The organism is Roseomonas sp. GC11 (assembly GCF_024437745.1).
GTDB lineage: Bacteria > Pseudomonadota > Alphaproteobacteria > Acetobacterales > Acetobacteraceae > Pseudoroseomonas.
Window position 1 is genome coordinate 1 of sequence record NZ_JANFNY010000065.1, and the last position, 19,910, is coordinate 19,910.

The following is a 19,910-nucleotide window of genomic DNA, read 5'->3' on the forward strand; positions in this document are numbered from 1 at the left end:
AAGAATCTTCTTTTTCTGAAGAAAAAGAAGCAAAAAGACTTTCTTTCAGTTTGGCGTCCCGCTTCAGGCCTGAAGCGGGACGCCAACTGAAAGAAAAATTTTTCAAAAAGAATAGTGACTCACAAAAACCGATTGAGAAAAGCCCGTGTCCGTTCCTGGCGCGGTGCCACCAGCACTTCCTCCGGCGGGCCTTCCTCGACGACGACCCCGCCATCCATGAAGACGACGCGATCCGCCGCTTCGCGCGCGAAGCCGATCTCGTGGGTGACGACGATCATCGTCATGCCCTGCGCGGCGAGGTCTTTCATCACCGCCAGCACTTCGCCCACCAGTTCGGGGTCGAGCGCGCTGGTCGGCTCGTCGAAGAGGATGAGGCTGGGTCGGATGGCAAGGGCGCGGGCGATGGCCACGCGCTGCTGCTGCCCGCCCGAGAGGCGGCGTGGGTAGGCATCCGCCTTCTCCGCCAGCCCGACACGCCGCAGCAGTTCGCGCGCATGGGCCTCGGCGCTGGCACGGCTCTCGCCATGGATGCCCACCGGGGCCTCGATGATATTCTCCAGCACCGTCATGTGCGGGTAGAGGTTGAACTGCTGGAACACCATGCCGATGCCACGGCGCTGCCGTGCCACCAGCCGCTCCGGCAGCTCGAAGAGACGGCCGCCGCGCCGGGCATAGCCGATCTGTTCGCCGGCGACGCTGATGCTGCCGGCGTCGATCCGCTCCAGATGGTTGATGCAGCGCAGGAAGGTGGATTTGCCCGAGCCCGAGGGCCCGAGGATCACCACCGTCTCGCCCGCGCGGACATCGATATCGATGCCCTTCAGCACCTCGTTGGGGCCGAAGGATTTGCGCACGCCGCGCGCGCGCACGAGGAATTCGCCGGCCGGGGCGGCCATGGTCTCGGGCATCGGCTCAGCCCTCCGTGGTGGCGGGGGCGGGGCGCGGCGCGCTGCCGCCCTCCGCGTCGCTGCGCGCATAGTGCCGCTCGATGGCGCCCTGCACGACATTGAGGATGGAGGTGATCAGCAGGTACCACAGCACCGCCACCAGCAGCAGCGGGATCACCTGGAAGGTGCGGTTGTAGACCGACTGCGCCGAGTAGAGCAGATCCGCCATGGCGATGACGCTGACCAGCGAGGTCGCCTTGATCATGCTGATCAGCTGGTTGCCGGTGGGCGGGATGATGGCGCGCATCGCCTGCGGTAGGATGATCCGCCGCAGCGCGCGGGCGCGGCTCATGCCGAAGGCGCGCGCCGTCAGCCATTGCCCGGAATCAACGGAGAGCAGCCCGCCACGCACCACTTCCGCCATATAGGCCGCCTCGTTCAGCGCGAGGCCGGCGATCGCGGCGGTGAGGGGGGTGATGACGTCATTGGTCTTCCAGCTCCACAGCTCCGGCCCGAAGGGAATGCCGATGGACAGGCGCGGGAAGAGGGTGGAGAGATTGTACCAGAAGATCAGCTGCACCAGCAGCGGCGTGCCGCGGAAGAACCAGATATAGAGTCCGGCGAGGCCGCTCAGCAGTCGGCTCTGCGCCATGCGGGCCACCGCCAGCACGATGCCGATGGCGGTGCCGAGCACCATGGCCACCACCGTCATCCCCAGCGTGACGCCAAGGCCGCGCAGGATCGATTCCTCGGTGAACCACTCGCCGACGACGGGCCATTCGAAATTCCTGTTGGTGGCGACGGTGACGGCGGCCTGCGCCGCCAGCACCAGCACCACCACCCAGGCCGCCAGATTGCCCCAGGGGAAGGGGCGGCGCGCCGCCGTGACGTCGATCGGCGCGCTGCTCTCCGGCTGCGTCACTGCGCGGGCTTCCCGGCGAGGTTGACGCCCGGCGCGGGGATCATGTTCCCCTCCAGGCCCCACTTCTTCATGATGGCGGCATAGGTGCCATTGTCGAAAAGCTGCTGGTAGGTGGCCAGGAGAACGTCGCGCAGCACGCCATCCTTCGGCACGACGGAGCCCTGGTAGAGATCGCCGAAGCCGTTGCTGCGGCCCGTGGCGGCCAGCTCCAGCTCGCCCTTCGCCTGCTGCACGAAATAGGTGAGCGGCGCCTGGGAGGAGAAGAAGGCCTCCGCGCGGCCCGAGCGCACCGCCAGGATGGAGGTGGGCTGATCGGTGTAGGACTGCACCTCCACCGCCGGCTTGCCGGCGGCGACGCACTGCGCCGATTGCTGCTTGATCACCCGCTCCGCCGAGCCCGCCGCCATCACCGCCACCTTCTTGCCGCAGGTGTCGGCGAGATCGCGGATGCCGGCCGGATTGCCGGCATGGACGGCGAAGACGACGTATTCGCGCACGAAATCGACGAAGTCATTGGCCGCCTGGCGCTCCGGGAAGTCGCCGATCGGGCCGATGGCCATCTGGTAGCGCCCGGCCTTGATGCCGGCCAGCATGGCGGAGAGGCCGCTCACCGTCTCGTGCCGGAGGCGCAGGCCGAGCACCTGCCCCACCGCCTCCGCGAGGTCGGCGCTGGCGCCGCGCATGGTGGTGGCGTTGATGACGATCTCATAGGGCGGGAAGGAGCCGTTATTGACGGCGACCAGCTCGCCCGCCTGGCGGATCTCCGCCGGCAGGCGGGCGCGCAGGGCCTCGTTGACGCTCTGCGCCGGGATGGCGCCTTCCTGCGCGCGCGCGGCGAGCGGGGCGAGGCTGAGCGCCCCGGCGAGGCAGAGGGCGGCGGGAAGAACCTTCAGGCGCATGGTGGTCATCCTCATGAAGGGCGGCGGGGTCAGCCGGCGGCGTGGGGAAACAGGGCGCGCGCGTCGAGGCGGCGGGCGGTGATGCCCTGCGCGTGCAGCTCGGCGGCGAAGGCGTCGATCATCGCTTCATTGGCGGCGAGGCCGCTGGCATCCCAGCCGGCGGGCAGGTCGCGCGCGCAGCGGGCCAGTTCGTCGATGATCCAGGGCGTGGTGTCGGCGTATTTCTCGCGCTTGGCCAGCCAGAGCCGCGCGGATTCGTCGAGCAGTTCAGAGATGGCCCGCGGCAGGCCGGGATGCGCCGCCACCACCGCCGGCTTCAGCGCCAGCGCATGGATGCCGGGGACATAGCCGACGGCGTGGAAATAGGCGACCTCGGCGGCGCGGCAATCGGGCAGCAGCGGGCGCAGCGGGCTGTCGGGCGCGAAGAAGCCGGGCGGCATGAAGGGGGTGAAGGCCGCCGCCATCTCGCCGGAGAGCAGGAGATCCACCAGCGGGCGCTCGCCCGGCACGGCCTCGATCCGGCCGGGGCGGCCGAAGCCGCCCAGCCGGTCCACCACCGGATGCGCCGCCGTCAGCCGGCCGACCCACCAGGTGGCGTCCCCGATCTCCACCCCCTCGCGGCGCAGCAGGGCGCGGGTCCAGAGATTGCCCGAGTCCTGCCAGCCGGTCAGGCCGATGGTCCTGCCCGCCAGATCGGCGAAGCGGGTGAGGGGGCTGTCCTTCGCGGTGATCACGCAGCGCTGGCGGAAGCCGCGCATGATGAAATGCGGCAGCCCGACCAGATCCTCCGCCCCGCGCGCGCGGGCCTGGGCATAGCGGGAGAAGGAGACTTCCGCCCCGTCATAGCGCGGATCGCCGGCCGGGTCCTCCGGCAGGGCGGCGACGCGGTCGATCACCAGCTCCACATCGGGGGAGCGCACATCCCCCAGCAGGATCGGCGTCAGGAAGTCCCAGTCGCGGAGCGCGAGGCGGATACGGGGAGGCATCAGGCGGCGTCACCAGTCTCGGCAGGAGGTCCGGGGCGGCACGTTAAATGTCCATTATTTACTGTTCAATGCATTTTATGTTATTGAACAATCATGGAGACGCCCCCGGAGGCCGCGCAGGCCGAGATCGACCCCGCCTGGCTGGCGCGCCAGCTCGGCGAGACCACGATGCGTGGCATCGCCCGCGCCAGTTGCGACCTGATCCGCAGCGGCGCGCTGCCGGTGGGGGCGCGGCTGCCTTCGGTGCGCGACCTCGCGCGCGAGATGGGGGTGAGCCCCGCCACCATCTCAGCCGCCTGGGCGGAGCTGCGCCGGCTGAACCTGGTGGCCGGGCGCGGGCGCAACGGCATGCATGTCTGCGGCCATGGCGGCGCGCCGCATCCGGCGCGCTTCACCGGCATCGGCCATTTCCTCCCCGGGGTGCTGGACCTCACCCTGGCGGTGCCGGACCCGGCGCTGCTGCCGCCGCTCGGCCCGGCGCTCGCCGCCGCGGCGGGGGTGGAGGGGCTGAACCACTATGCCCGCACCCCCATCATCGCCCGGCTGCGCGCCGCCGTGGAGCGCGACTGGCCCTATGCCGCGCAGGCCTTCCTGGCGGTGGAGGGCGGCTATGAGGCGGTGCGGGTGGCGCTGCGCGCGCTGGTGCAGCCCGGTGCGCGCGTCGCCGTGGAGGTGCCGACGGCCATGCGGCTGCTGGACCTGCTGGACGAGGCCGGCGCTGTCGCCCTGCCGGTGCTGGCGGATGCGGAGGGCCCGCTGCCCGGCTCCCTGGCCGAGGCCATGGTGCACCGCCCGGTGGCCTTCCTGTTCCAGCCGCGCACCCATTCCGTCACCGGCCGCACGGTGACGCTGCCGCGCCTGCGCGCCCTGGCCGATATGCTGCGCGGCAGCGAGGTCCTGGTGCTGGAGGATGACGGCATCGGCGCCCTCTCCCCCGCCGCGCCGCAGAGCCTCGGGCGCTGGCTGCCGGAGCGGGTGGTGCATCTGCGCGCCTTCTCCAAGGCGCTGGGGCCGGATCTGCGGCTGGCCGTGGTGTCTGCCCCGGCCGAGATCGTGGCGCGGATGCAGGGGGTGCGCGCCTTCGGCAGCGGCTGGACCAGCCGCCTGTTGCAGGAGGCCGCCGCGCTGCTGCTGGAGGACCCTGCCACCGAGGCGGTGCTGGCCCGTGCCCGCGCTGTCTATGCCGGCCGGCGGCAGGCCCTGGCCGCCGCGATGCGCGCGCGCGGCCTCAGCGTGGCGGAGGGGGATGGGCTTTGCCTCTGGGCGCCGGTGCGCGATGAATCCTTCGCCCTGGTCACCTTCGCCTCACGCAACATGGTGGTGATGCCGGGGGCGAAATGTGCCCCCGTGCCGATCCCGCCGCATGTGCGCATCGCCACCTCCCTGCTCTCGGAGCGGCATGAGGAGGTGGCGGAGGTGCTGGCCCTGCTCCGGCCCTCGGCGCGGCCGGAGGTGGCGGCCGGAGGAGGGGTTTAGAAAAAAGAGGTTCTTTTTTGAAAAAAAGAACCAAAAAACTTTTCAGTTTGGCGCCCCGCTGTGCCGGGAGGCCGCGGCAGCCTGGAAAAAAATTTTTATTGCTTCTGCCGGAATGATGGCGCCCCGGTGCTGCACCACGATGGCGGCCAGGCGGTGGGCGGCGCGGGCGGCCTGCTCCGGTGCCTCGCCGCGCAGGCGGGCGGCCAGATAGCCGGCGGCGAAGCTGTCGCCGGCGGCGGTGGTGTCCACCACCTTTTCCACGCGCTCGGCGGGGATTTCGGCCGAGCCGCCGGGGTGGTGGAGCAGGCAGCCGGGCGGCTCCAGCTTCAGCACGATCTCCGGCACGCCGGCGCCGCGCAGCCCGTCCAGCGCCTCCGCCGGGGTGGCACCCAGGCCGAGTTCCGCCAGCTCGGGCGCGCCGGCCAGGGCGATATCGGTGCGCGCCAGCAGGGTGGCATAGGCCCGCCGCGCCGTGGCGGCATCCGGCCAGAGGCGCGGGCGCCAGTTGGTGTCGAAGGCCACCCGGCCACCGCGCGCGCGCAGCCGGTCGAGCATCGGGTAGAGGCGGGCGCGGCCCTCCTCCCCCCAGATGGCGAGGCTGATGCCGGAGAGATAGAGCAGGTCATACGCTTCCAGCGCCGTTTCCATGGCGGCGGTGCCGGGCATCTGGAACAGTTCGCGCGCCGGGGCGCGGTCCCGCCAGTAGAGGAAGCGGCGCTCGCCGCGCGGGTCGGTGTCGATCAGATAGAGGCCGGGCAGGCGGCCGGGCAGCCGCGCCACCAGGGCGCAGCCCACGCCCTCCGCCTGCCAGGCGGCGATCATGGCGGCGCTTTCCGGGTCGTCCCCCAGCGCCGTCACATAATCCACCCGCGCGCCGAGGCGGGCGAGATAGACGGCGGTGTTGAGCGTGTCACCGCCGAAGCCCATGGCGGCGAGGCCATCCGGGCGGCGGGCCAGCTCGATCATGCATTCGCCGAGGCAGGCGATGCGCGGCGCCGCGCTCACGGCAGGCGCGCCAGGGAGCGGCGGGCGATATCGGTGATGGCGTCCCACTGGCCGGCGCGCATCAGCGCGGGCGGCGCCAGCCAGGAGCCGCCGACGGCCAGCACATTCGGCAGCGCCAGCCATTCCGCCGCCTGTTCCTCGCCGATGCCGCCGGTGGGGCAGAAGCGCACCATCGGGAAGGGCGCGCCCAGCGCCTTCAGCGCCGGGATGCCGCCCGCCGGCACGGCGGGGAAGAACTTCACCGCGCGGAAGCCGCGCTGCATGGCCGCCATCAGCTCCGACGCCGTGGCGATGCCGGGGATGAAGGGCAGGCCGAGCGAGGCCGCCGCGTCCAGCAGCTCCGGCGTGGCGCCGGGGCTGAGGGCGAAGCGCGCGCCGAGCTTCAGCCCCAGCTCCAGGTCGGCCGGCGTCAGCACGGTGCCGAGGCCGATCACCGCCTCCGGCACCGCGGCGGCGATGGCCTCGATGGCGGCGGGGGCGGCGGCGGTGCGCAGCGTGATCTCCAGCGTGGTGATGCCGCCGGCCACGAGGGCGCGCGCCAGCGGCACGGCATCCTCGACGCGGTCGATGGTCAGCACCGGCACCAGCCGGCTCTGCGCCAGAAGGGCCTCGGCGGGGGAGGGGGTGGTCATGGCGGGCGTTCTCCTCGCTGGTGGCCCGATCTGGGTCAGACTTCCAGGATCGCCTTGATAACCCCAGCCTCCGGCCGCAGCCAGTCCCTGAACAGCTCCGGCCCCGCCGAAAGCGCGCCGCGATGGGTGTTCAGCGCGCGGGTCGGCACCTTGCCGGCCTGCATCTGGCGCACGACCTCGGCGAAGTCGTCCGGCTGGGCGTTGCGGCTGGCGAAGAGGGTGGTCTCGCGCTTGTGGAACTCAGGGTCGGAGAAGGTGATGCTGTCGCGCACCACGGAGACCAGCACATAGCGCCCGCCATGGCCGACGAAGCCGAAGCCGCGCTGCATGGCGGCGGTGTTGCCGGTGCAGTCGATGACGGCATCGAAGAACTCGCCATCCGTCGCGGCGGCGGCGCGCGCCTCGGCCTCCGGGCTGGCGAGGAGCAGGGCATCGGCGCCGAGCTGCTCCTGGGTGAAGGCCAGGCGGTCCTCCCGCATGTCCATCACCGTGACATGGGCGCCGCGCGCCTTGGCGAAGATGATGGCGGACATGCCGATGGGGCCGGAGCCCACCACCAGCACGCGGTCCGCCGCGCTGATGCCGCCGCGCTTCACGCCATGCGCGCCGATCGCCAGGAATTCGATCATCGCCGCATCCTCGAGCGGCGTGTCCCCCACGGGGACGACATTGCCGGCGGGGACGCAGAGCAGCTCCGCCATGCCGCCATCGCAGTGCACGCCGAGGACGCGGATATTCTGGCAGGCATTGGTGATGCCCTTGCGGCAGGCCACGCAGCGGCCGCAGGAGAGATAGGGCACGATATAGACATTCTGCCCGGCGCGCAGGCCGCTGCCTTCCGGCGCGCGCTCCACCGTGCCGGACAGCTCATGCCCCATGACGCGCGGATATTCCAGGAAGGGGTGCTTGCCCTGGAAGATGTGGAAATCCGTGCCGCAGATGCCGACGCGCTTGATGCGCACCAGCACCTCGCCCTCGGCGGGCACGGGCTCGGGCCGCTCGATGACCGAGAGCCGGCCGGGTTCTTCGCAGATCAGCGCCTTCATGGGGACGTCTTTCGAGGGAGCATGCAGGAAGGCCGCCCGGCACCGGGGCCGGGCGGCACAGGGAGAAGGTTACGAGAGCATCTCGGCCGGCAGGCCGACGCCATTGTACTTCTTGTAGATCTCGTTCAGCTTGCCATTGCGCAGATTGGTGCCGACCCAGTCGTTCAGCGCCGCCTGCAGGGCAGTCTCGCCCTTGCGGATGCCGATGGCGTAGGGGTTGGTCTTCAGCACCATCTTGACCTCGAAGGGGGCCTGGGCGTGGCGCTTGTTGGCCGCGGCCATCACCTGGGGCGAGGTCGCCATGATGTCCACCTGGCCGGAGACCAGCGCGGTGATGAGCGTCGCGTCGTCATCATAGCGGATGATCTGCGCGCCGGTGTTGCGGGCGGTGAATTCCTTGTCGTTGGTGCTGCCGCGCGTGGTGCCGACGCGCTTGCCGGCGAGCGAGGCATCGTCCCTGACCGCCGCGTCCCTGCGCGCCGCGACGACCACCTGGATCACGCCATAGGGGTTGGAGAAGTCGATGACCTTCTGCCGCTCCTCCGTGACGCTGAAGGAGGCGATGACCATGTCCGCCTTGCCGGTCAGCAGGAAGGGAATGCGGTTGGGGCCGGTGACCTGCACGATCTCCATCGGCATGCCCCAGTCGGCGGCGAGGAGGCGCGCCGTCTCGACATCGGAGCCGATGGGCTGCATCTGCTCATCCGTCTGGCCGAAGGGGGGCGAGCCGAGGTCGATGGCGACCAGCAGCTTCTTGCGGGCGCGCAGCGTGTCGAGCGCATTGGCGCGGGCGGTGCGGGCGAGGCTCGTGGCGGCGGCGAGGGAAAGCCCGGCGCCGAGCAGGGTCCTGCGGTTCATTCCTGTGTTCCTCTTCGTTGTTATGAAAATCAGAGATCGCTGCCGATGAATTCGCGCAGCTCAGGGGTATCCGGGTCGTTCAGCCGGTGGCCGGGCAGAACTTCCCAGACCTTGCCCTGGCGCATGTAGATGACATGGGTCGCGACCTTGCGCGCGAAGCCCATTTCATGGGTCACCAGGATCATCGTCATGCCGCCGCGCGCGAGATCCTCCATCACGCGCAGCACCTCGCCGGTCAGCTGCGGGTCGAGGGCGGAGGTCACTTCGTCGAACAGCATCACCTTGGGCTGCATGGCGAGGCTGCGGGCGATGGCGACGCGCTGCTGCTGGCCGCCGGAGAGCTGCTCCGGATAGTGGCCGGCCTTGTCGGCGAGGCCCACGCGGTTTAGGCAGTCGCGCGCCAGCTCGCGCGCCTCGCGCCTGCCGATGCCCTTCACGCAGGTGGGAGCGAGCATGATGTTCTGCTCCGCCGTCAGATGCGGGAACAGGTTGTAGCTCTGGAAGACGATGCCGACATCGAGGCGCAGCGCGCGCTTGTCCAGCTTCTCGCCATGGATGGCGTGGCCGCAGACCTCGATGCTGCCCTGCTCGATTTTTTCCAGGGCGTTGATGCAGCGCAGCGCCGTGGATTTTCCCGAACCCGACTGGCCGATCATGGCCACGACCTCACCGCGCCCGACCTCGAAGGAGACGCCGTTCAGGACCTTGAGGGGGCCAAAGCTCTTGTGGACATCCGTGAGCTTAACGACGGCCGACATTGAGCCTCCTTTCCAGCCCGCGGCTCCAGGCCGAGAGCGGATAGCAGATGAGGAAATAGAGCGCCGCGACGGTGAGGAAGACGGCGAAGGGCTGGAAGGTGGAGTTGTTGATCAGCTTGCCGGCCTGCGACAGCTCGACAAAGCCGACCACCGAGGCCAGCGAGGTGTTCTTGACGATCTGCACCAGGAAGCCGACGGTGGGGGCCGTGGCGATGCGCATGGCCTGCGGCAGGATGACGCGCGTCAGGCGTTGCCAGCGCGTCATCGCCAGGCATTCGGCGGCTTCCCATTGGGTCTTCGGCACGGATTGCAGGCAGCCGCGCCAGATCTCGGCGAGGAAGCCGGAGGAATAGATGGTCAGCCCCGCCCCCGCCGCGATCAGGGCGGGAAGCTGGTCGAGCCCGATGATGGCCAGGCCGAAATAGATCAGGAAGAGCAGGATGAGCAGCGGCGTGCCCTGGACGAGCTGCACATAGGCGCCGGAGAGACCGCGCAGGAGACGGCTTTCCGAGATCCTTGCCAGGGCAATGAAGAAGCCGAGCACGCCGCCGCCGAGAAAGGCGATGGCCGAGAGGGCGATGGTCCACCCCGCCGCGATGAGCAGGAACCAGAGATGGCCGAGGCCGAAGCTGGGCATGGTCGCTTCCCTCCTACAGCGCCGTGCCGAGCTTGCGGCGGCGGGTGAAGACCAGCATGCCAAAGCCCCAGAAGGCCCAGCGCACCACGAAGGACAGCGCGAGATAGAGCAGGCCGACCACGATATAGGTCTCGAAGGAGCGGAAGGTGTCGGACTGGATGCGGTTGGCGACCGCCGTCAGCTCCTCCGCCGAAATCTGCGAGGTGATCGACGAGGCCAGCATCAGCAGCACATACTGGCTGACCAGAGCGGGATAGACACGCTCGATGGCCGGGCGGAGGATCACATGCCAATAGGTCTGGCGCCGGTTGAGGCCCAGGCATTCCGCGGCCTCGACCTGCGCCTTGTGCACGCTCTCGATTCCCGCGCGCATGATCTCGCAGGTATAGGCGACAACGTTGACGACCAGGGCCAGGACCGCCGCGAGATTGGCATCCACGCGGATGCCAAGCACGGCGATGCCGAAATAGACCAGGAAGACCTGCACCAGCAGCGGCGTGTTGCGGATCACCTCGACATAGGCGCCCACCACGCGCTTCAGCCAGGGCGGACCATCGGCGCGGGCGATGGCGCAGAGGGCACCGCCCGTGAAGCCGAGCACGGTGGAAATGGCGGAGAGTTGCAGCGTCAGCCAGACGCCATCAAGAAACTCGCGCCAATAGGGCAAGAGGGATGAAAACTCGAACTGGTATGTCATGCCTGTGCCTTGTCCTGGCTGCGGGCCAGGACGCCGTCGAGCACCGGGGTGGCGTGGCGGGAGGTGCCCACCCAGTCCAGGAAGCTGGCGATCCGCCGTTCCACCTTGGTCCTGTGATTCTGGGCGATGTCGGCGATGCGATGGTTGAGGAAGGGATTCAGGAAACGGTCGAAGGTGGTGGCCACATAGGTGCCGGCCTCAGACGCCATGCCATGCCGTGTAAAGCCGGGCAGGACTTCCTCACGATAGACGGCTTCCAGGCGCGCACGAATTGCGGGATCGGCGAGAATCTCGCGCACGGTTTCGCCCTGCAGGCGATGCTCGTGCTGCCAGATATCGGCGAGGACCGTGTGGCCGAGATTGAGGATATGCAGCTTCAGCCGCTCAAAAGGCTCCAACTCCTCCGCGAGTTGAATCGCGGGATGCTGGCAGGGCAGGACGAGGCCCGGGCGCTGCTCGATCACCCACAGCGCATAGGGTTCTGCGATGGCCCCCGCAGGCTCGAGAGCTTCCGAGACAATGCGATCAACCAGGGTGTCTGCCCAGATCACCCTTTCCCGCAGCCAGGCCAGGAAGGCCCCCGGTGCATGCGCCCCAGTCGCCAGATCCAGGATGGTGTCGCGCAGGACCTGACCATTCCGGTTCAGCAATTCGCAGGGCAGGATGGTGATGGGCATGCCGCCGGCCAGCCAGCGGCTGTGCAGCAGGGCCGTCAGTTTTCCTGGGAACGAAGATGGAACGTGCCCGCCGAGGAGCCTGCCATCCCGGTCTGATTCAGGAACATCATAGCCGGTATCGCCCATGTTGGAGACAACATAGGCGGCTTCGTGGCGAAACAGGCTATGCAGTTCGGCCCAGTCCTGGACAGCGGAAAGGCCGCGGTCGGTGCTGGTGACAGCGATATGGCGTTCAACCGGCCTGCCATCTTCCAGGCCACGCAAGATGACCGGATAACCGTCCGGCTGCCCGAAAGCGGAGAGGCGTCCGCTATTCGCGCGCGAATTGGAGGCCTGAACGATGGTGATGGGCCCGACATCCTGGCCAGCCTGCCGCGCCTCATGCAGGAAAAGGGCGACATGCGCCTGCAGAAAGCGGCTTGTGCCAAACTGGATGATCCGCCCACTCATGGTGTGGCCACTTTATAGCGAGGCCATGAGCAGGCATGAGCGTTGCTCGGCACGTTCCCTCGATCCCTTGTCGTTTTGTATGATTAAACATAAAGGACCGATCTGCTGGCGGTGTCAACCCGGTGCATCATCTTCAAAAAACCGATAGGTGGCTCTGGGTTTTCGTAAAAAAAATTAAAAAACAACAATTAAGGAGCGGTGGGGTGAAGGCCAACACGGTCTACAAGCGGAGCTACAATCATTGCCTGGCGCTCCTGGCATCGCGCCCCCTGGGGGAATGGCCGTGCTCGGAGGCGGAACTGGCGGAACAGCTGGAGGTCAGCCGGACGACGGTGCGGGCTGTGCTGGCGGGGCTGGGGGAGGCGGGCATCCTGGAGGCCCGGGCGGCCCGGCGGTTGGTGCTGCGCCACCCGCAGGCCCAGGATTTTTTCCCGGACCCGCAGACGGAGAGTGTGGGTCAGGTCGTCGAGCGGAAGTTCATGCAGATGGTGCTGCAGGGCGATTACAGGCCTGGCCAGATGGTCAGCACCTCAGAACTCGCGCGCCAGTTCGGCGCTTCGACCACGGCCGTGCGGGAGTATCTGACACGGTTCAGTCAGGTGGGCTTGCTGGAGCGCCGCGAAAATAGTGGCTGGATCTTCAAGGGTGTCACCACGGAGTTTGCCGTGGAAATCTACGAAATCCGTGAGATGTTTGAACTGCGGTCCGCCAGGCGCTTTGTCAGCCTTGGCGATGATGCCGTGGCCTGGAAAAAGCTCGATGAGATCGAAGGCGAGCATCATGATTTGCTGCGTGACATTGAGCATCGGTACCAGGATTTTTCGCAGCTTGACGAACGCTTGCATCGCCTGATCCACGATGCATCCTGTAACCGCTTCATCCGCGACTTCTATGATGTCATCTCGATCATTTTCCACTATCACTACCAATGGGACAAAAGCGATGAGAAGGAGAGGAATCACATCGCCATCGTCGAGCATCTTGAATACATCGCCGCACTCCGCACGCGGGATCTTCGCCTGATCGATGCCAAGTGCAAGGCGCACCTTCGTACGGCGCGCACAACCCTGTTGCGTTCGATCGCGAGCGGACCCCTTTCCGGGTAAGGGGTTCCAAGCGTGGTCTGAAAAAGTTTTTTGGTTCTTTTTTTCAAAAAAGAACGTCGAATCTCTCGTGGTTTATTCCAGCGATTCCGTGACCATGCGGCGCAGGAAGCCTGTATCCTCTGCCTGACCGGCGGGATTTCCAGCGCGATGCCCCCAGATGCTCGGAATGGGCTTCAGGGATGCGTGGCGAAGATAGAGTTTTTCAAATTCATTGTCTGCCACACGGAAGTACAAGTCTGTTTCGCCAGGAAGAAGGAAAACACGGGCGGTGATAGCACGAAGAGCATCTTCAAGATTGCCGCCATAGAGAGGATTATCGCTGATATCGCCTGCATCCCAGCAGCGCATCTGAGCCAGAAGGTTGGCCGCCTTCTTGCTGCTGTATCGGTTTTCCCAGGTGGACAGATAAGCCGATAAATCGGGTGTCTTGGCCGTCCGATAAAGGCCTGCCCGATAAAAATCCTGGCTCATGGCCCAGGCTGCGTAGTTTCGCCCGAAGGCGCGGAGAGCCATGCGTGGCTCCTCAGAAAACTGCCCGTTTCCGAGGTACTCGGGTGCTGCCTCCAGAATAGCCATCTGCGCACGCAGAAAAACCTGATTATGGGTTGCCGTGCGTGCGCTGCCACAGTTGATGATGGCGGCTTCAACCTCACGCGGAAAGAGGGCTGCCCAGTGGTATGCCTGTTGTGCGCCCATCGACCAGCCATAGACAGCCTTCAGGCGATCAATCCCGAAAACATCGTGGAGCAGGCGGCGCTGGCCCTGCACATTGTCATAAGCCGTAACCAGAGGAGGATAATCCGGCGTATCATATGGGCTTGACGATACGCCGTTGCCGAACATGTCAATCTGGACAATGAACCACCGCGTGGGGTCCAGAATACCCTGTGGCCCGATCAGCCAATCCACTTCTGTGGATGTCGCGCCATAGCTGGTCGGGTAGAGGATGGCATTGTCCCGTGCTGCGGAAAGCGTGCCATGACTGCGCCAGTGCAGATGTGCATCCTGGATCCAGCCGCCTTTCAGAACCTGCATGGTTCCCAGGCTGTACCGGCCCTGTTGTCGCGGCCAATCAGACATTCCGCTGTTCCTTCTCCGCGCGATCCACCTTGAGGCGATGCGTGTTGTTCGAACCACACTCTTGCCACGGCGGCAATGGGGATCGCATGGAGGGGCGTGCTAAGCAGAGGGCTGCGCCCGGCGTGCAGCGAGAGTTCGAGCGAAGAAGGCTTTGCTATATTCTACCACGCCAGAGACATTATGGGCGACGCCCGGCACGATCTCCAGGGTTGCGCCAATACCGTGAGCAGCAAGAGAGACGCGGAGTGCTTCCAGCCGCTCCGGCCGTGTTGCGCCGGCATCATTGGCGCCTGGCACCCAATGGCGACCATTTTCGCGATGGGTGATCTCCCATGCCTCGCGATCCGCGCCGCCAACGACCATATGAATCGCGACCTGTCGCATGGCCTCCAAATTGGGGCTCAGCCCGAAGCGGGCCTGCATGCCGCGTGTTCCTACCCACCAATCCCGCTGCGGATCAAGCAGGGTAACAGAACCAGGAGCACCGATGGATACGGCCCAGAGGCGATGTGGGTGCAGCAGCAGCATGCGGTGGGCAAAGTGTCCACCCCCTGAGAAACCGAAGAGCGAGAAGCGATCGAACGAAAATCGGTAGCGCTCACAAACCTCATCGACCATTGCCAGAAGAACATGATCGTAGCGGATGCTGCCTTCGGCGATATATTTGTAGCCGTCGCGATTGCCGTCGCCCAGCACCCCGGCGGGGAAGAGGGGGCTCAGGACGATGCAACGGTTCCAGCGTGCGAAATCAACGAAGATCTGCCTGTAATGCGCCATGTCGCGCAGCGTGCCATGGACGGACACGATCAGTTCCGGCGCGGGCCCGGGTTCATCCAGGCCTGGAGGCACATAGAGGCACCAGGAGAAGCGGGGATCGTACCGGCTTGCATAGACCGTGGTCAGGCCCTGGTCATAGAGCTGGCGGCCGCGGCGAGTTGCTTCGCTGATGCCGTCGAGGGGGGGGGTCATGCCATGACGCCTTCGATCGCCGGACGCTCCAGTGGCCCGGCATTGGTGTTCACGCGTCGCGAAAATTGCATCCGATCGCCATTGAATTCACAGATCACCGTGTCTGAGAAAGCCATCTCGGTAAAGCGCCATACCATTTCAAGGCGATCATCCGCTGACCATGCTGCCCGAGCGACAACGCGCATTCGCTCGGGCTGGTACTCATGGTGGAGGATGTTCCCGGTCATTCCGGTTTCTCCTTCTACTTCCGCGTGGAAGCCGGCTGTGATGCTATGCTCGCCGCGATGATCCCGCAGAGTAAGAACGCAAGCGCCATCGCGTAGCCCGAAGCGAATTTCTTCCACACCATCCGCATTGGCGGCGCAGCGGAAGCGCAAGCCATCGAGACGCGCCGTCCATGGAGAAACAGCCTTGCCTTCCGGCCAGGGCAGACTCAGGCTTGCCAGCCGCTGCGCCAGGAGAGCATCGGATTCTTCGTAGTGCAGGCCTGTATCAAGGGCGGGATAGAGATGCTCCCACAGCGCTTCCATATGGCGCTTTTCCCGCATCGCCAGCCCGCCGGTGAAGGCCACCACAGCCTTTTTTTCTGGCAGCACGATGCATTGTTGCCCGTAATTGCCAGAGGCCAGATAGCCGCCGTGGCGCGTCATCCACCACTGATAGCCATAGCCTTCGCGCCGTTCGGCCGTGCCTTCGCCGCGTGGGCGGAAGCGCTTTGCGTCGACCGTGCCCATCCAGACCTCGGCGACATGGTTGCGCGTGGCCTCGGCGACCCAGGAAGCGGGCAGAATGCGGCGGCCTTCCCACAGCCCGCCCTGCAGGTACAGCACGCCAAGCTTCAGTGCATCCTCCGCGGTGCAGGAAAGGCCATTGCCGCCCGTGCTGATGCCCTCCGGTGAGATGTCCCACTGCACCGGGCTCATGCCGAGTGGACGGAAGAGGCGTGGCTCCAGATACTCGGCGAGAGTCTGGCCGGTAACGGCGGTGACGATGGCCGAGATCATGTAGCTGCTGGCGCTGCTATAGATGAAATCGCGCCCGGGCGGTTCTTCGACCGGCTCGCGCAGGAAGGCTTCGACCCAGCTTGTGGTGAGGCTGCGCCACTCACCACCCGAGATGCCGGCACGATGGCCGGTGCGCATGGTGAGGAGATCTTCCACCGTCATCGCCGCCAGATATGGCGAGACGTCCGCTGGCTTGTAGCGTGGAAAGAAATCGACGACCTTATCCGTCAAGGCTACCCTTCCTTCCCCAAGGGCGAGGCCGAGTGCTGTCGCTGTCCAGCTCTTGGTCGCGGAGTGCAGCATATGCGGGCGCTCCGGCGCATAGGGGTGCCAGAAGCCTTCTGCCACCACCGCGCCAGCACGATAGACCAGCATGCTGTGCAATTCGATCTTCTCGCGCGCGATGGTATCGATGAAGGCAAGCACACCAGAGGCATCGACGCCACGTGCCGAGGGGGCCGCACGCGGCAGGCGCGTGGCTGTGGTCGCGGGGAAGGTATCAGGCATTCCGGGTAGGCCTCAGATTCATGGCATCCGTCAGGTGCAGCCGCATCAGCAGCGCCGCGCGTTCCCGGTCCCCCACGACCAGAGCGTCGAGGATGGCGAGATGCTCGCGGATATTCACCGGTACGCGCGCTGCACCGACGGTGAAGGACAGGTTGGAGAGGGTGCGGACACGGTTCTGCTGCGCAACCGCCGCGGCGATGAAGCGGTTGCCCGAGGCCTCGGCGAGGCCAAGATGGAATTGCGCATTGACCTCGTAGAAGGCCACGGCATCGTCTTCCCGCCAAGGGCGATCGCGGAAGCGTTCGTGCTCCCGGCGCATCCTCGCCGCGAAGCCGGGCGGAAGGGCGAAGCCAGGTTCCAGCAATGCCGCCGGTTCGATCAGCATGCGGAAGCGGTAGGAGGCAGCCCGCTCCTCCAGATCACGGAAGCCCGCGGTGAAGTGCCAGCCATGGCCTCGATTGCGTGTGGCGACACCAGACTCCGCAAGCTGCGACAGCGCCTGCACCACGAGGTGGCGGCTGACGCCGAGATGCTGTGCCAACTGCCGTTCCGAGACTTCATCCGGCACGCTGCCATCGGCGCGACCGCGCGCAATGCGAACCAGCAGGCGCGCGACAGCGTTTTCGCTGTCCTCAGGACCAAGTGGAGGGATTTCGATACCCTCCAACTGGCAGAGCACGACGCTACGCCCCTCGGTACGCACGGCGCCGATCTCCTCCAGCAATGCGACCGCACCTTTCACCGGTGTGCGCGAGACGCCGAGTGTTTCCGCCAGCGCGGCGCGGCTCAACCGCTCTCCGAGTGCTGTGCCACGCTCGCGCAACAGGTCGAGGATGTCACGCGCCAGGGTGCGGTGCAGGGGCGTGGCGTTGTCATCCGTCATGCGTCGAGCCTTGGGGTCGCGTCCAGAAGTGCACGTGTATAGGGGTGGTGTGGCGTGTCGAACACCGCATCCCGCGAGCCCTGCTCGACAATCATGCCGTCCTGCATCACCAGGACGCGATCGGCCACCTCAACCACCGCGCCGAGATCGTGCGAGATGAAGAGACATGCGAAGCCGCGCTCCTCCTGCAGCTGGCGGATCAGGGCGAGGATCTGTGCCTGTACCGTCATGTCCAGCGCGCTGACCGGTTCATCCGCGACCACGAGGGCCGGGCGGCGGACGATGGCGCGGGCGATGGCGACGCGCTGCCGCTGCCCGCCGGAAAGCTGGTGGGGAAAGCGGCGGTCGAGCCCGGGCAGGCCGACGGCGGCGAAGGTCTCGGCCACGCGTGCGGCCCGGCTGGCGGCGTCCAGTCCTGGCTCGTGGCGCAGAGGCTCGGCGACGATCTCGCCGATGCGCTGGCGCGGATCGAGTGAGGAATAGGGGTCCTGAAAGATGATCTGGCAGGCCAGGCGGAAATCCCGTACCGCTGCACCCCGGCCGGCCGTGACATCCTGGCCCTGGAAGAGGAGCTGTCCGCCTGTGGGTTCAACGAGGCGCAGCAGGGCGCGGCCAAGCGTGGTCTTTCCCGAGCCGCTGCCGCCCACCAGGGCGACCGTCTCGCCCCGCCTCAGGACGATGTCCACGCCTTTCACCGCGCGCTTGCCCGGCAGGCGGCGCAGCAGGCGGACGCGGCCGGGATAATCCACCACCAGTCCCCGCGCCTCCAGCAGGATCTCTCTGGTGGGGCGCTCTGGCCGCGCGGTGCGGCGGGGCATGGCTGCGACGAGCTGGCGCGTATAAGCTTCGCGTGGCGCGGCGAGCAGGCGGCGCGCCGGGCCTTCCTCCACCACGCGGCCGCGCTGCATGACGAGGGCGCGGTCGGCATACCGCGCGACGAGGCCGAGATTGTGCGTGACCAGCAGCACCGCCGTGCCGCTGTCGCGCGCCAGTTCCACCATCAGGTCCAGCACCTCGGCCTGGGCGAGGTTGTCGAGGGCGGTGGTCGGCTCGTCAGCGATCAGCAGGCGCGGCTTCGGGAGCATCACCGCCGCCAGCATGATGCGCTGGCGCATGCCCCCCGAGAATTCGTGCGGATAGGCGGCGAGACAGGATTCGGGGTCGCTGATGCGCACCCGGCGCAGCATGGCGATGCAGGCGGCGCGGCGCGTGGCGGCGTCAAGATCGCTGTGCAGGGCAAGCGCCTCGCCCAGCTGGGCGCCGATCGTCATGGCCGGGTTCAGCGAGACCATCGGCTCCTGGAACACCATGCCAATGCTGCCGCCGCGCAGCGCGCGCAGCCGCGCCGGGGTGACGTGCGCCAGGTCCTCCCCCTGCAGGCGGATGGCGCCGGCGAGCCGTTCCAGCCCCGGCGGCAGCAGGCCGAGGATGGCGCGGCCGGTGGCCGTCTTGCCGCTGCCGGACTCGCCCACCAGGGCGAGGATTTCACCGGCTGCAACACAGAAAGAAACATCCTCCACGGCGTGGAAGCTGCCGGTGCCGACGCGCAAGCCCTCCACGGCCAGCAGGGGCGCGGTGCTTGCGGCCACCGGGGCGGCAGCGTGATCCAGGGCAAGGCTCATTGCGGGCGGCTCCGCGGGTCGAAATGATCGCGCAGCGCATCGCCGAGCAGGTTCACGCCGAGCAGGGTGAGGGCGATGCAGGCGCCAGGGGCGAGGCTCAGCCAGGTGGCGCTCTCCAGATAGGGCCGCGCCGCGGCGAGCATGTTGCCCCAGCTTGGGGCCGGCGGCGGCACGCCAAGGCCGAGGAAGCTCAGCGCGCTTTCCGCCAGGATCGCCCAGCCGAAGAGACTGGTGGCGAGCACGGTGAGAGGCGAGACGGTGCCCGGCAGGACATGGCGCCACAGCGTATAGGCGGCGGAATTGCCGATGGAGAAAGAGGCTTCGACGAACTCACGCTCGCGGAGGGAGAGCACGGCGCCGCGCACGATGCGCGCGACGGTGGGCGTATAGGCGAGGCCGAGGGCGGCGACGATGCCCCATTGCCCCGGCCCGATCACCGCCAGCAGGCCGAGGGCGAGGAGAATGCCAGGGAAGGCCAGCAGCGCATCGTTCACCAGCATCAGCAGCCGGTCCACCATGCCGCGCGCGAAGCCGGCGAGCAGGCCGATGCCGCTGCCCAGCACGACCGCCCCCAGCACCGTCAGCGCAGCGACGAGGCAGGAGGTGCCGGCACCGGCCATCAGGCGGCTCAGCACATCGCGCCCCATTTCGTCGGTGCCGAGCCAGTGCAGGGCGGAAGGCGGCTGGAGGCGGCTGCGCATGGCGATGCGCAGCGGATTGTGCGGCGTCCACAGCGCGGAGAGGGTGGCGGTGCTGAGCACCAGGAGCATCAGCGTGCCGCCGAGCAGGGCATTGAGGCGCGGGCGCAT

The 19,910-nt window shown here is 67.1% G+C and carries 20 protein-coding genes; 2 read left to right on the plus strand and 18 right to left on the minus strand.

Annotated elements, in window-relative coordinates:
* Nucleotides 1-119 precede the first annotated feature (119 nt).
* Genes NON00_RS18075 through NON00_RS18090 form a run of 4 tightly spaced genes read right to left on the minus strand, consistent with a single transcriptional unit; the run spans nucleotide 120 to nucleotide 3,694 of the window.
* Nucleotides 120-908 carry an amino acid ABC transporter ATP-binding protein gene (locus NON00_RS18075; protein ID WP_305123434.1) on the minus strand — a complete coding sequence of 263 codons (789 nt, stop codon included), beginning with the start codon at nucleotides 906-908 and terminating at the stop codon, nucleotides 120-122.
* A 4-nt stretch (nucleotides 909-912) separates the two neighbouring features.
* The gene (locus NON00_RS18080) at nucleotides 913-1,809 is read right to left on the minus strand and encodes an amino acid ABC transporter permease (RefSeq protein ID WP_256023936.1); all 897 of its coding nucleotides are present in this window, start codon (nucleotides 1,807-1,809) and stop codon (nucleotides 913-915) included.
* A complete protein-coding gene (locus tag NON00_RS18085; RefSeq protein WP_256023939.1) occupies nucleotides 1,806-2,708 on the minus strand; it encodes an ABC transporter substrate-binding protein in 903 nt (300 codons plus the stop codon). Before NON00_RS18085 ends, NON00_RS18080 begins: the two co-directional genes overlap by 4 nt.
* A gap of 29 nt (nucleotides 2,709-2,737) precedes the next feature.
* The gene (locus NON00_RS18090; protein ID WP_256023951.1) at nucleotides 2,738-3,694 is read right to left on the minus strand and encodes an ABC transporter substrate-binding protein; all 957 of its coding nucleotides are present in this window, start codon (nucleotides 3,692-3,694) and stop codon (nucleotides 2,738-2,740) included.
* Nucleotides 3,695-3,787: 93 nt separating this feature from the next.
* Here NON00_RS18090 and NON00_RS18095 point away from each other — a divergent pair, with 93 nt between their 5' ends.
* Complete coding sequence (locus NON00_RS18095) at nucleotides 3,788-5,170, plus strand: aminotransferase class I/II-fold pyridoxal phosphate-dependent enzyme (RefSeq protein ID WP_256023954.1); 1,383 nt, start codon at nucleotides 3,788-3,790, stop codon at nucleotides 5,168-5,170.
* A 42-nt stretch (nucleotides 5,171-5,212) separates the two neighbouring features.
* Here NON00_RS18095 and NON00_RS18100 read toward each other — a convergent pair whose 3' ends face one another.
* The 8 genes from NON00_RS18100 to NON00_RS18135 all read right to left on the minus strand — a co-directional run bounded on the left by NON00_RS18100 (nucleotide 5,213) and on the right by NON00_RS18135 (nucleotide 11,930).
* Nucleotides 5,213-6,175: a sugar kinase gene (locus tag NON00_RS18100; protein WP_256023957.1), complete on the minus strand. Its 963-nt coding sequence runs from the start codon at nucleotides 6,173-6,175 to the stop codon at nucleotides 5,213-5,215.
* Nucleotides 6,172-6,807: a bifunctional 4-hydroxy-2-oxoglutarate aldolase/2-dehydro-3-deoxy-phosphogluconate aldolase gene (gene eda / locus NON00_RS18105; protein ID WP_256023959.1), complete on the minus strand. Its 636-nt coding sequence runs from the start codon at nucleotides 6,805-6,807 to the stop codon at nucleotides 6,172-6,174. The genes NON00_RS18100 and eda overlap by 4 nt, the downstream gene beginning before the upstream one ends.
* Nucleotides 6,808-6,842: 35 nt before the next feature.
* On the minus strand, nucleotides 6,843-7,853 hold the full coding sequence (locus NON00_RS18110; RefSeq protein WP_256023961.1) for a zinc-binding alcohol dehydrogenase family protein: 1,011 nt from the start codon (nucleotides 7,851-7,853) through the stop codon (nucleotides 6,843-6,845).
* Nucleotides 7,854-7,922: 69 nt separating this feature from the next.
* Nucleotides 7,923-8,711 (minus strand): transporter substrate-binding domain-containing protein, encoded by a 789-nt coding sequence (locus NON00_RS18115; protein ID WP_256023964.1) that lies wholly within the window; start codon nucleotides 8,709-8,711, stop codon nucleotides 7,923-7,925.
* A gap of 29 nt (nucleotides 8,712-8,740) precedes the next feature.
* Nucleotides 8,741-9,469, minus strand: a complete 729-nt coding sequence (locus NON00_RS18120; RefSeq protein ID WP_256023967.1) for an amino acid ABC transporter ATP-binding protein — start codon at nucleotides 9,467-9,469, stop codon at nucleotides 8,741-8,743.
* Nucleotides 9,453-10,106 (minus strand): amino acid ABC transporter permease, encoded by a 654-nt coding sequence (locus NON00_RS18125; RefSeq protein WP_256023970.1) that lies wholly within the window; start codon nucleotides 10,104-10,106, stop codon nucleotides 9,453-9,455. The genes NON00_RS18120 and NON00_RS18125 overlap by 17 nt, the downstream gene beginning before the upstream one ends.
* A 13-nt stretch (nucleotides 10,107-10,119) precedes the next feature.
* On the minus strand, nucleotides 10,120-10,803 hold the full coding sequence (locus tag NON00_RS18130) for an amino acid ABC transporter permease (RefSeq protein WP_256023971.1): 684 nt from the start codon (nucleotides 10,801-10,803) through the stop codon (nucleotides 10,120-10,122).
* The gene (locus NON00_RS18135) at nucleotides 10,800-11,930 is read right to left on the minus strand and encodes a mannitol dehydrogenase family protein (RefSeq protein WP_256023973.1); all 1,131 of its coding nucleotides are present in this window, start codon (nucleotides 11,928-11,930) and stop codon (nucleotides 10,800-10,802) included. The genes NON00_RS18130 and NON00_RS18135 overlap by 4 nt, the downstream gene beginning before the upstream one ends.
* Before the next feature lie 203 nt (nucleotides 11,931-12,133).
* On the opposite strand from NON00_RS18135, the gene NON00_RS18140 reads away from it, so the two are divergent.
* Nucleotides 12,134-13,036: a GntR family transcriptional regulator gene (locus NON00_RS18140; RefSeq protein ID WP_256023975.1), complete on the plus strand. Its 903-nt coding sequence runs from the start codon at nucleotides 12,134-12,136 to the stop codon at nucleotides 13,034-13,036.
* A gap of 72 nt (nucleotides 13,037-13,108) precedes the next feature.
* On the opposite strand, the gene NON00_RS18145 is transcribed toward NON00_RS18140, so the two are convergent.
* The 6 genes from NON00_RS18145 to NON00_RS18170 form a co-directional block, all read right to left on the minus strand.
* A complete protein-coding gene (locus NON00_RS18145; protein WP_256023978.1) occupies nucleotides 13,109-14,116 on the minus strand; it encodes an alpha/beta fold hydrolase in 1,008 nt (335 codons plus the stop codon).
* Between the two features lie 99 nt (nucleotides 14,117-14,215).
* A complete protein-coding gene (locus tag NON00_RS18150) occupies nucleotides 14,216-15,085 on the minus strand; it encodes an alpha/beta hydrolase (protein ID WP_256023980.1) in 870 nt (289 codons plus the stop codon).
* Entirely contained in the window at nucleotides 15,082-16,596 is a 1,515-nt protein-coding gene (locus NON00_RS18155; RefSeq protein WP_256023983.1) for a serine hydrolase, read from the minus strand. Before NON00_RS18155 ends, NON00_RS18150 begins: the two co-directional genes overlap by 4 nt.
* Nucleotides 16,589-17,479 carry a GntR family transcriptional regulator gene (locus NON00_RS18160; protein WP_256023991.1) on the minus strand — a complete coding sequence of 297 codons (891 nt, stop codon included), beginning with the start codon at nucleotides 17,477-17,479 and terminating at the stop codon, nucleotides 16,589-16,591. The genes NON00_RS18155 and NON00_RS18160 overlap by 8 nt, the downstream gene beginning before the upstream one ends.
* A complete protein-coding gene (locus tag NON00_RS18165) occupies nucleotides 17,476-19,101 on the minus strand; it encodes an ABC transporter ATP-binding protein (protein ID WP_256023993.1) in 1,626 nt (541 codons plus the stop codon). The genes NON00_RS18160 and NON00_RS18165 overlap by 4 nt, the downstream gene beginning before the upstream one ends.
* The gene (locus NON00_RS18170; RefSeq protein WP_256023996.1) at nucleotides 19,098-19,910 is read right to left on the minus strand and encodes an ABC transporter permease; all 813 of its coding nucleotides are present in this window, start codon (nucleotides 19,908-19,910) and stop codon (nucleotides 19,098-19,100) included. The genes NON00_RS18165 and NON00_RS18170 overlap by 4 nt, the downstream gene beginning before the upstream one ends.

Bases quoted from the DNA above. Each gene is read 5' to 3' on its own strand.
- NON00_RS18165 (WP_256023993.1), bottom strand. From the start codon at position 19,101: ATGAGCCTTGCCCTGGATCACGCTGCCGCCCCGGTGGCCGCAAGCACC.
- NON00_RS18160 (WP_256023991.1), bottom strand. From the start codon at position 17,479: ATGACGGATGACAACGCCACGCCCCTGCACCGCACCCTGGCGCGTGAC.
- NON00_RS18150 (WP_256023980.1), bottom strand. From the start codon at position 15,085: ATGACCCCCCCCCTCGACGGCATCAGCGAAGCAACTCGCCGCGGCCGC.
- NON00_RS18110 (WP_256023961.1), bottom strand. From the start codon at position 7,853: ATGAAGGCGCTGATCTGCGAAGAACCCGGCCGGCTCTCGGTCATCGAG.
- NON00_RS18170 (WP_256023996.1), bottom strand. From the start codon at position 19,910: ATGCGCCCGCGCCTCAATGCCCTGCTCGGCGGCACGCTGATGCTCCTG.
- NON00_RS18115 (WP_256023964.1), bottom strand. From the start codon at position 8,711: ATGAACCGCAGGACCCTGCTCGGCGCCGGGCTTTCCCTCGCCGCCGCC.
- NON00_RS18095 (WP_256023954.1), top strand. From the start codon at position 3,788: ATGGAGACGCCCCCGGAGGCCGCGCAGGCCGAGATCGACCCCGCCTGG.
- NON00_RS18120 (WP_256023967.1), bottom strand. From the start codon at position 9,469: ATGTCGGCCGTCGTTAAGCTCACGGATGTCCACAAGAGCTTTGGCCCC.
- NON00_RS18075 (WP_305123434.1), bottom strand. From the start codon at position 908: ATGCCCGAGACCATGGCCGCCCCGGCCGGCGAATTCCTCGTGCGCGCG.
- NON00_RS18135 (WP_256023973.1), bottom strand. From the start codon at position 11,930: ATGAGTGGGCGGATCATCCAGTTTGGCACAAGCCGCTTTCTGCAGGCG.
- NON00_RS18145 (WP_256023978.1), bottom strand. From the start codon at position 14,116: ATGTCTGATTGGCCGCGACAACAGGGCCGGTACAGCCTGGGAACCATG.
- NON00_RS18085 (WP_256023939.1), bottom strand. From the start codon at position 2,708: ATGCGCCTGAAGGTTCTTCCCGCCGCCCTCTGCCTCGCCGGGGCGCTC.
- NON00_RS18155 (WP_256023983.1), bottom strand. From the start codon at position 16,596: ATGCCTGATACCTTCCCCGCGACCACAGCCACGCGCCTGCCGCGTGCG.
- NON00_RS18130 (WP_256023971.1), bottom strand. From the start codon at position 10,803: ATGACATACCAGTTCGAGTTTTCATCCCTCTTGCCCTATTGGCGCGAG.
- NON00_RS18090 (WP_256023951.1), bottom strand. From the start codon at position 3,694: ATGCCTCCCCGTATCCGCCTCGCGCTCCGCGACTGGGACTTCCTGACG.
- NON00_RS18125 (WP_256023970.1), bottom strand. From the start codon at position 10,106: ATGCCCAGCTTCGGCCTCGGCCATCTCTGGTTCCTGCTCATCGCGGCG.
- eda (WP_256023959.1), bottom strand. From the start codon at position 6,807: ATGACCACCCCCTCCCCCGCCGAGGCCCTTCTGGCGCAGAGCCGGCTG.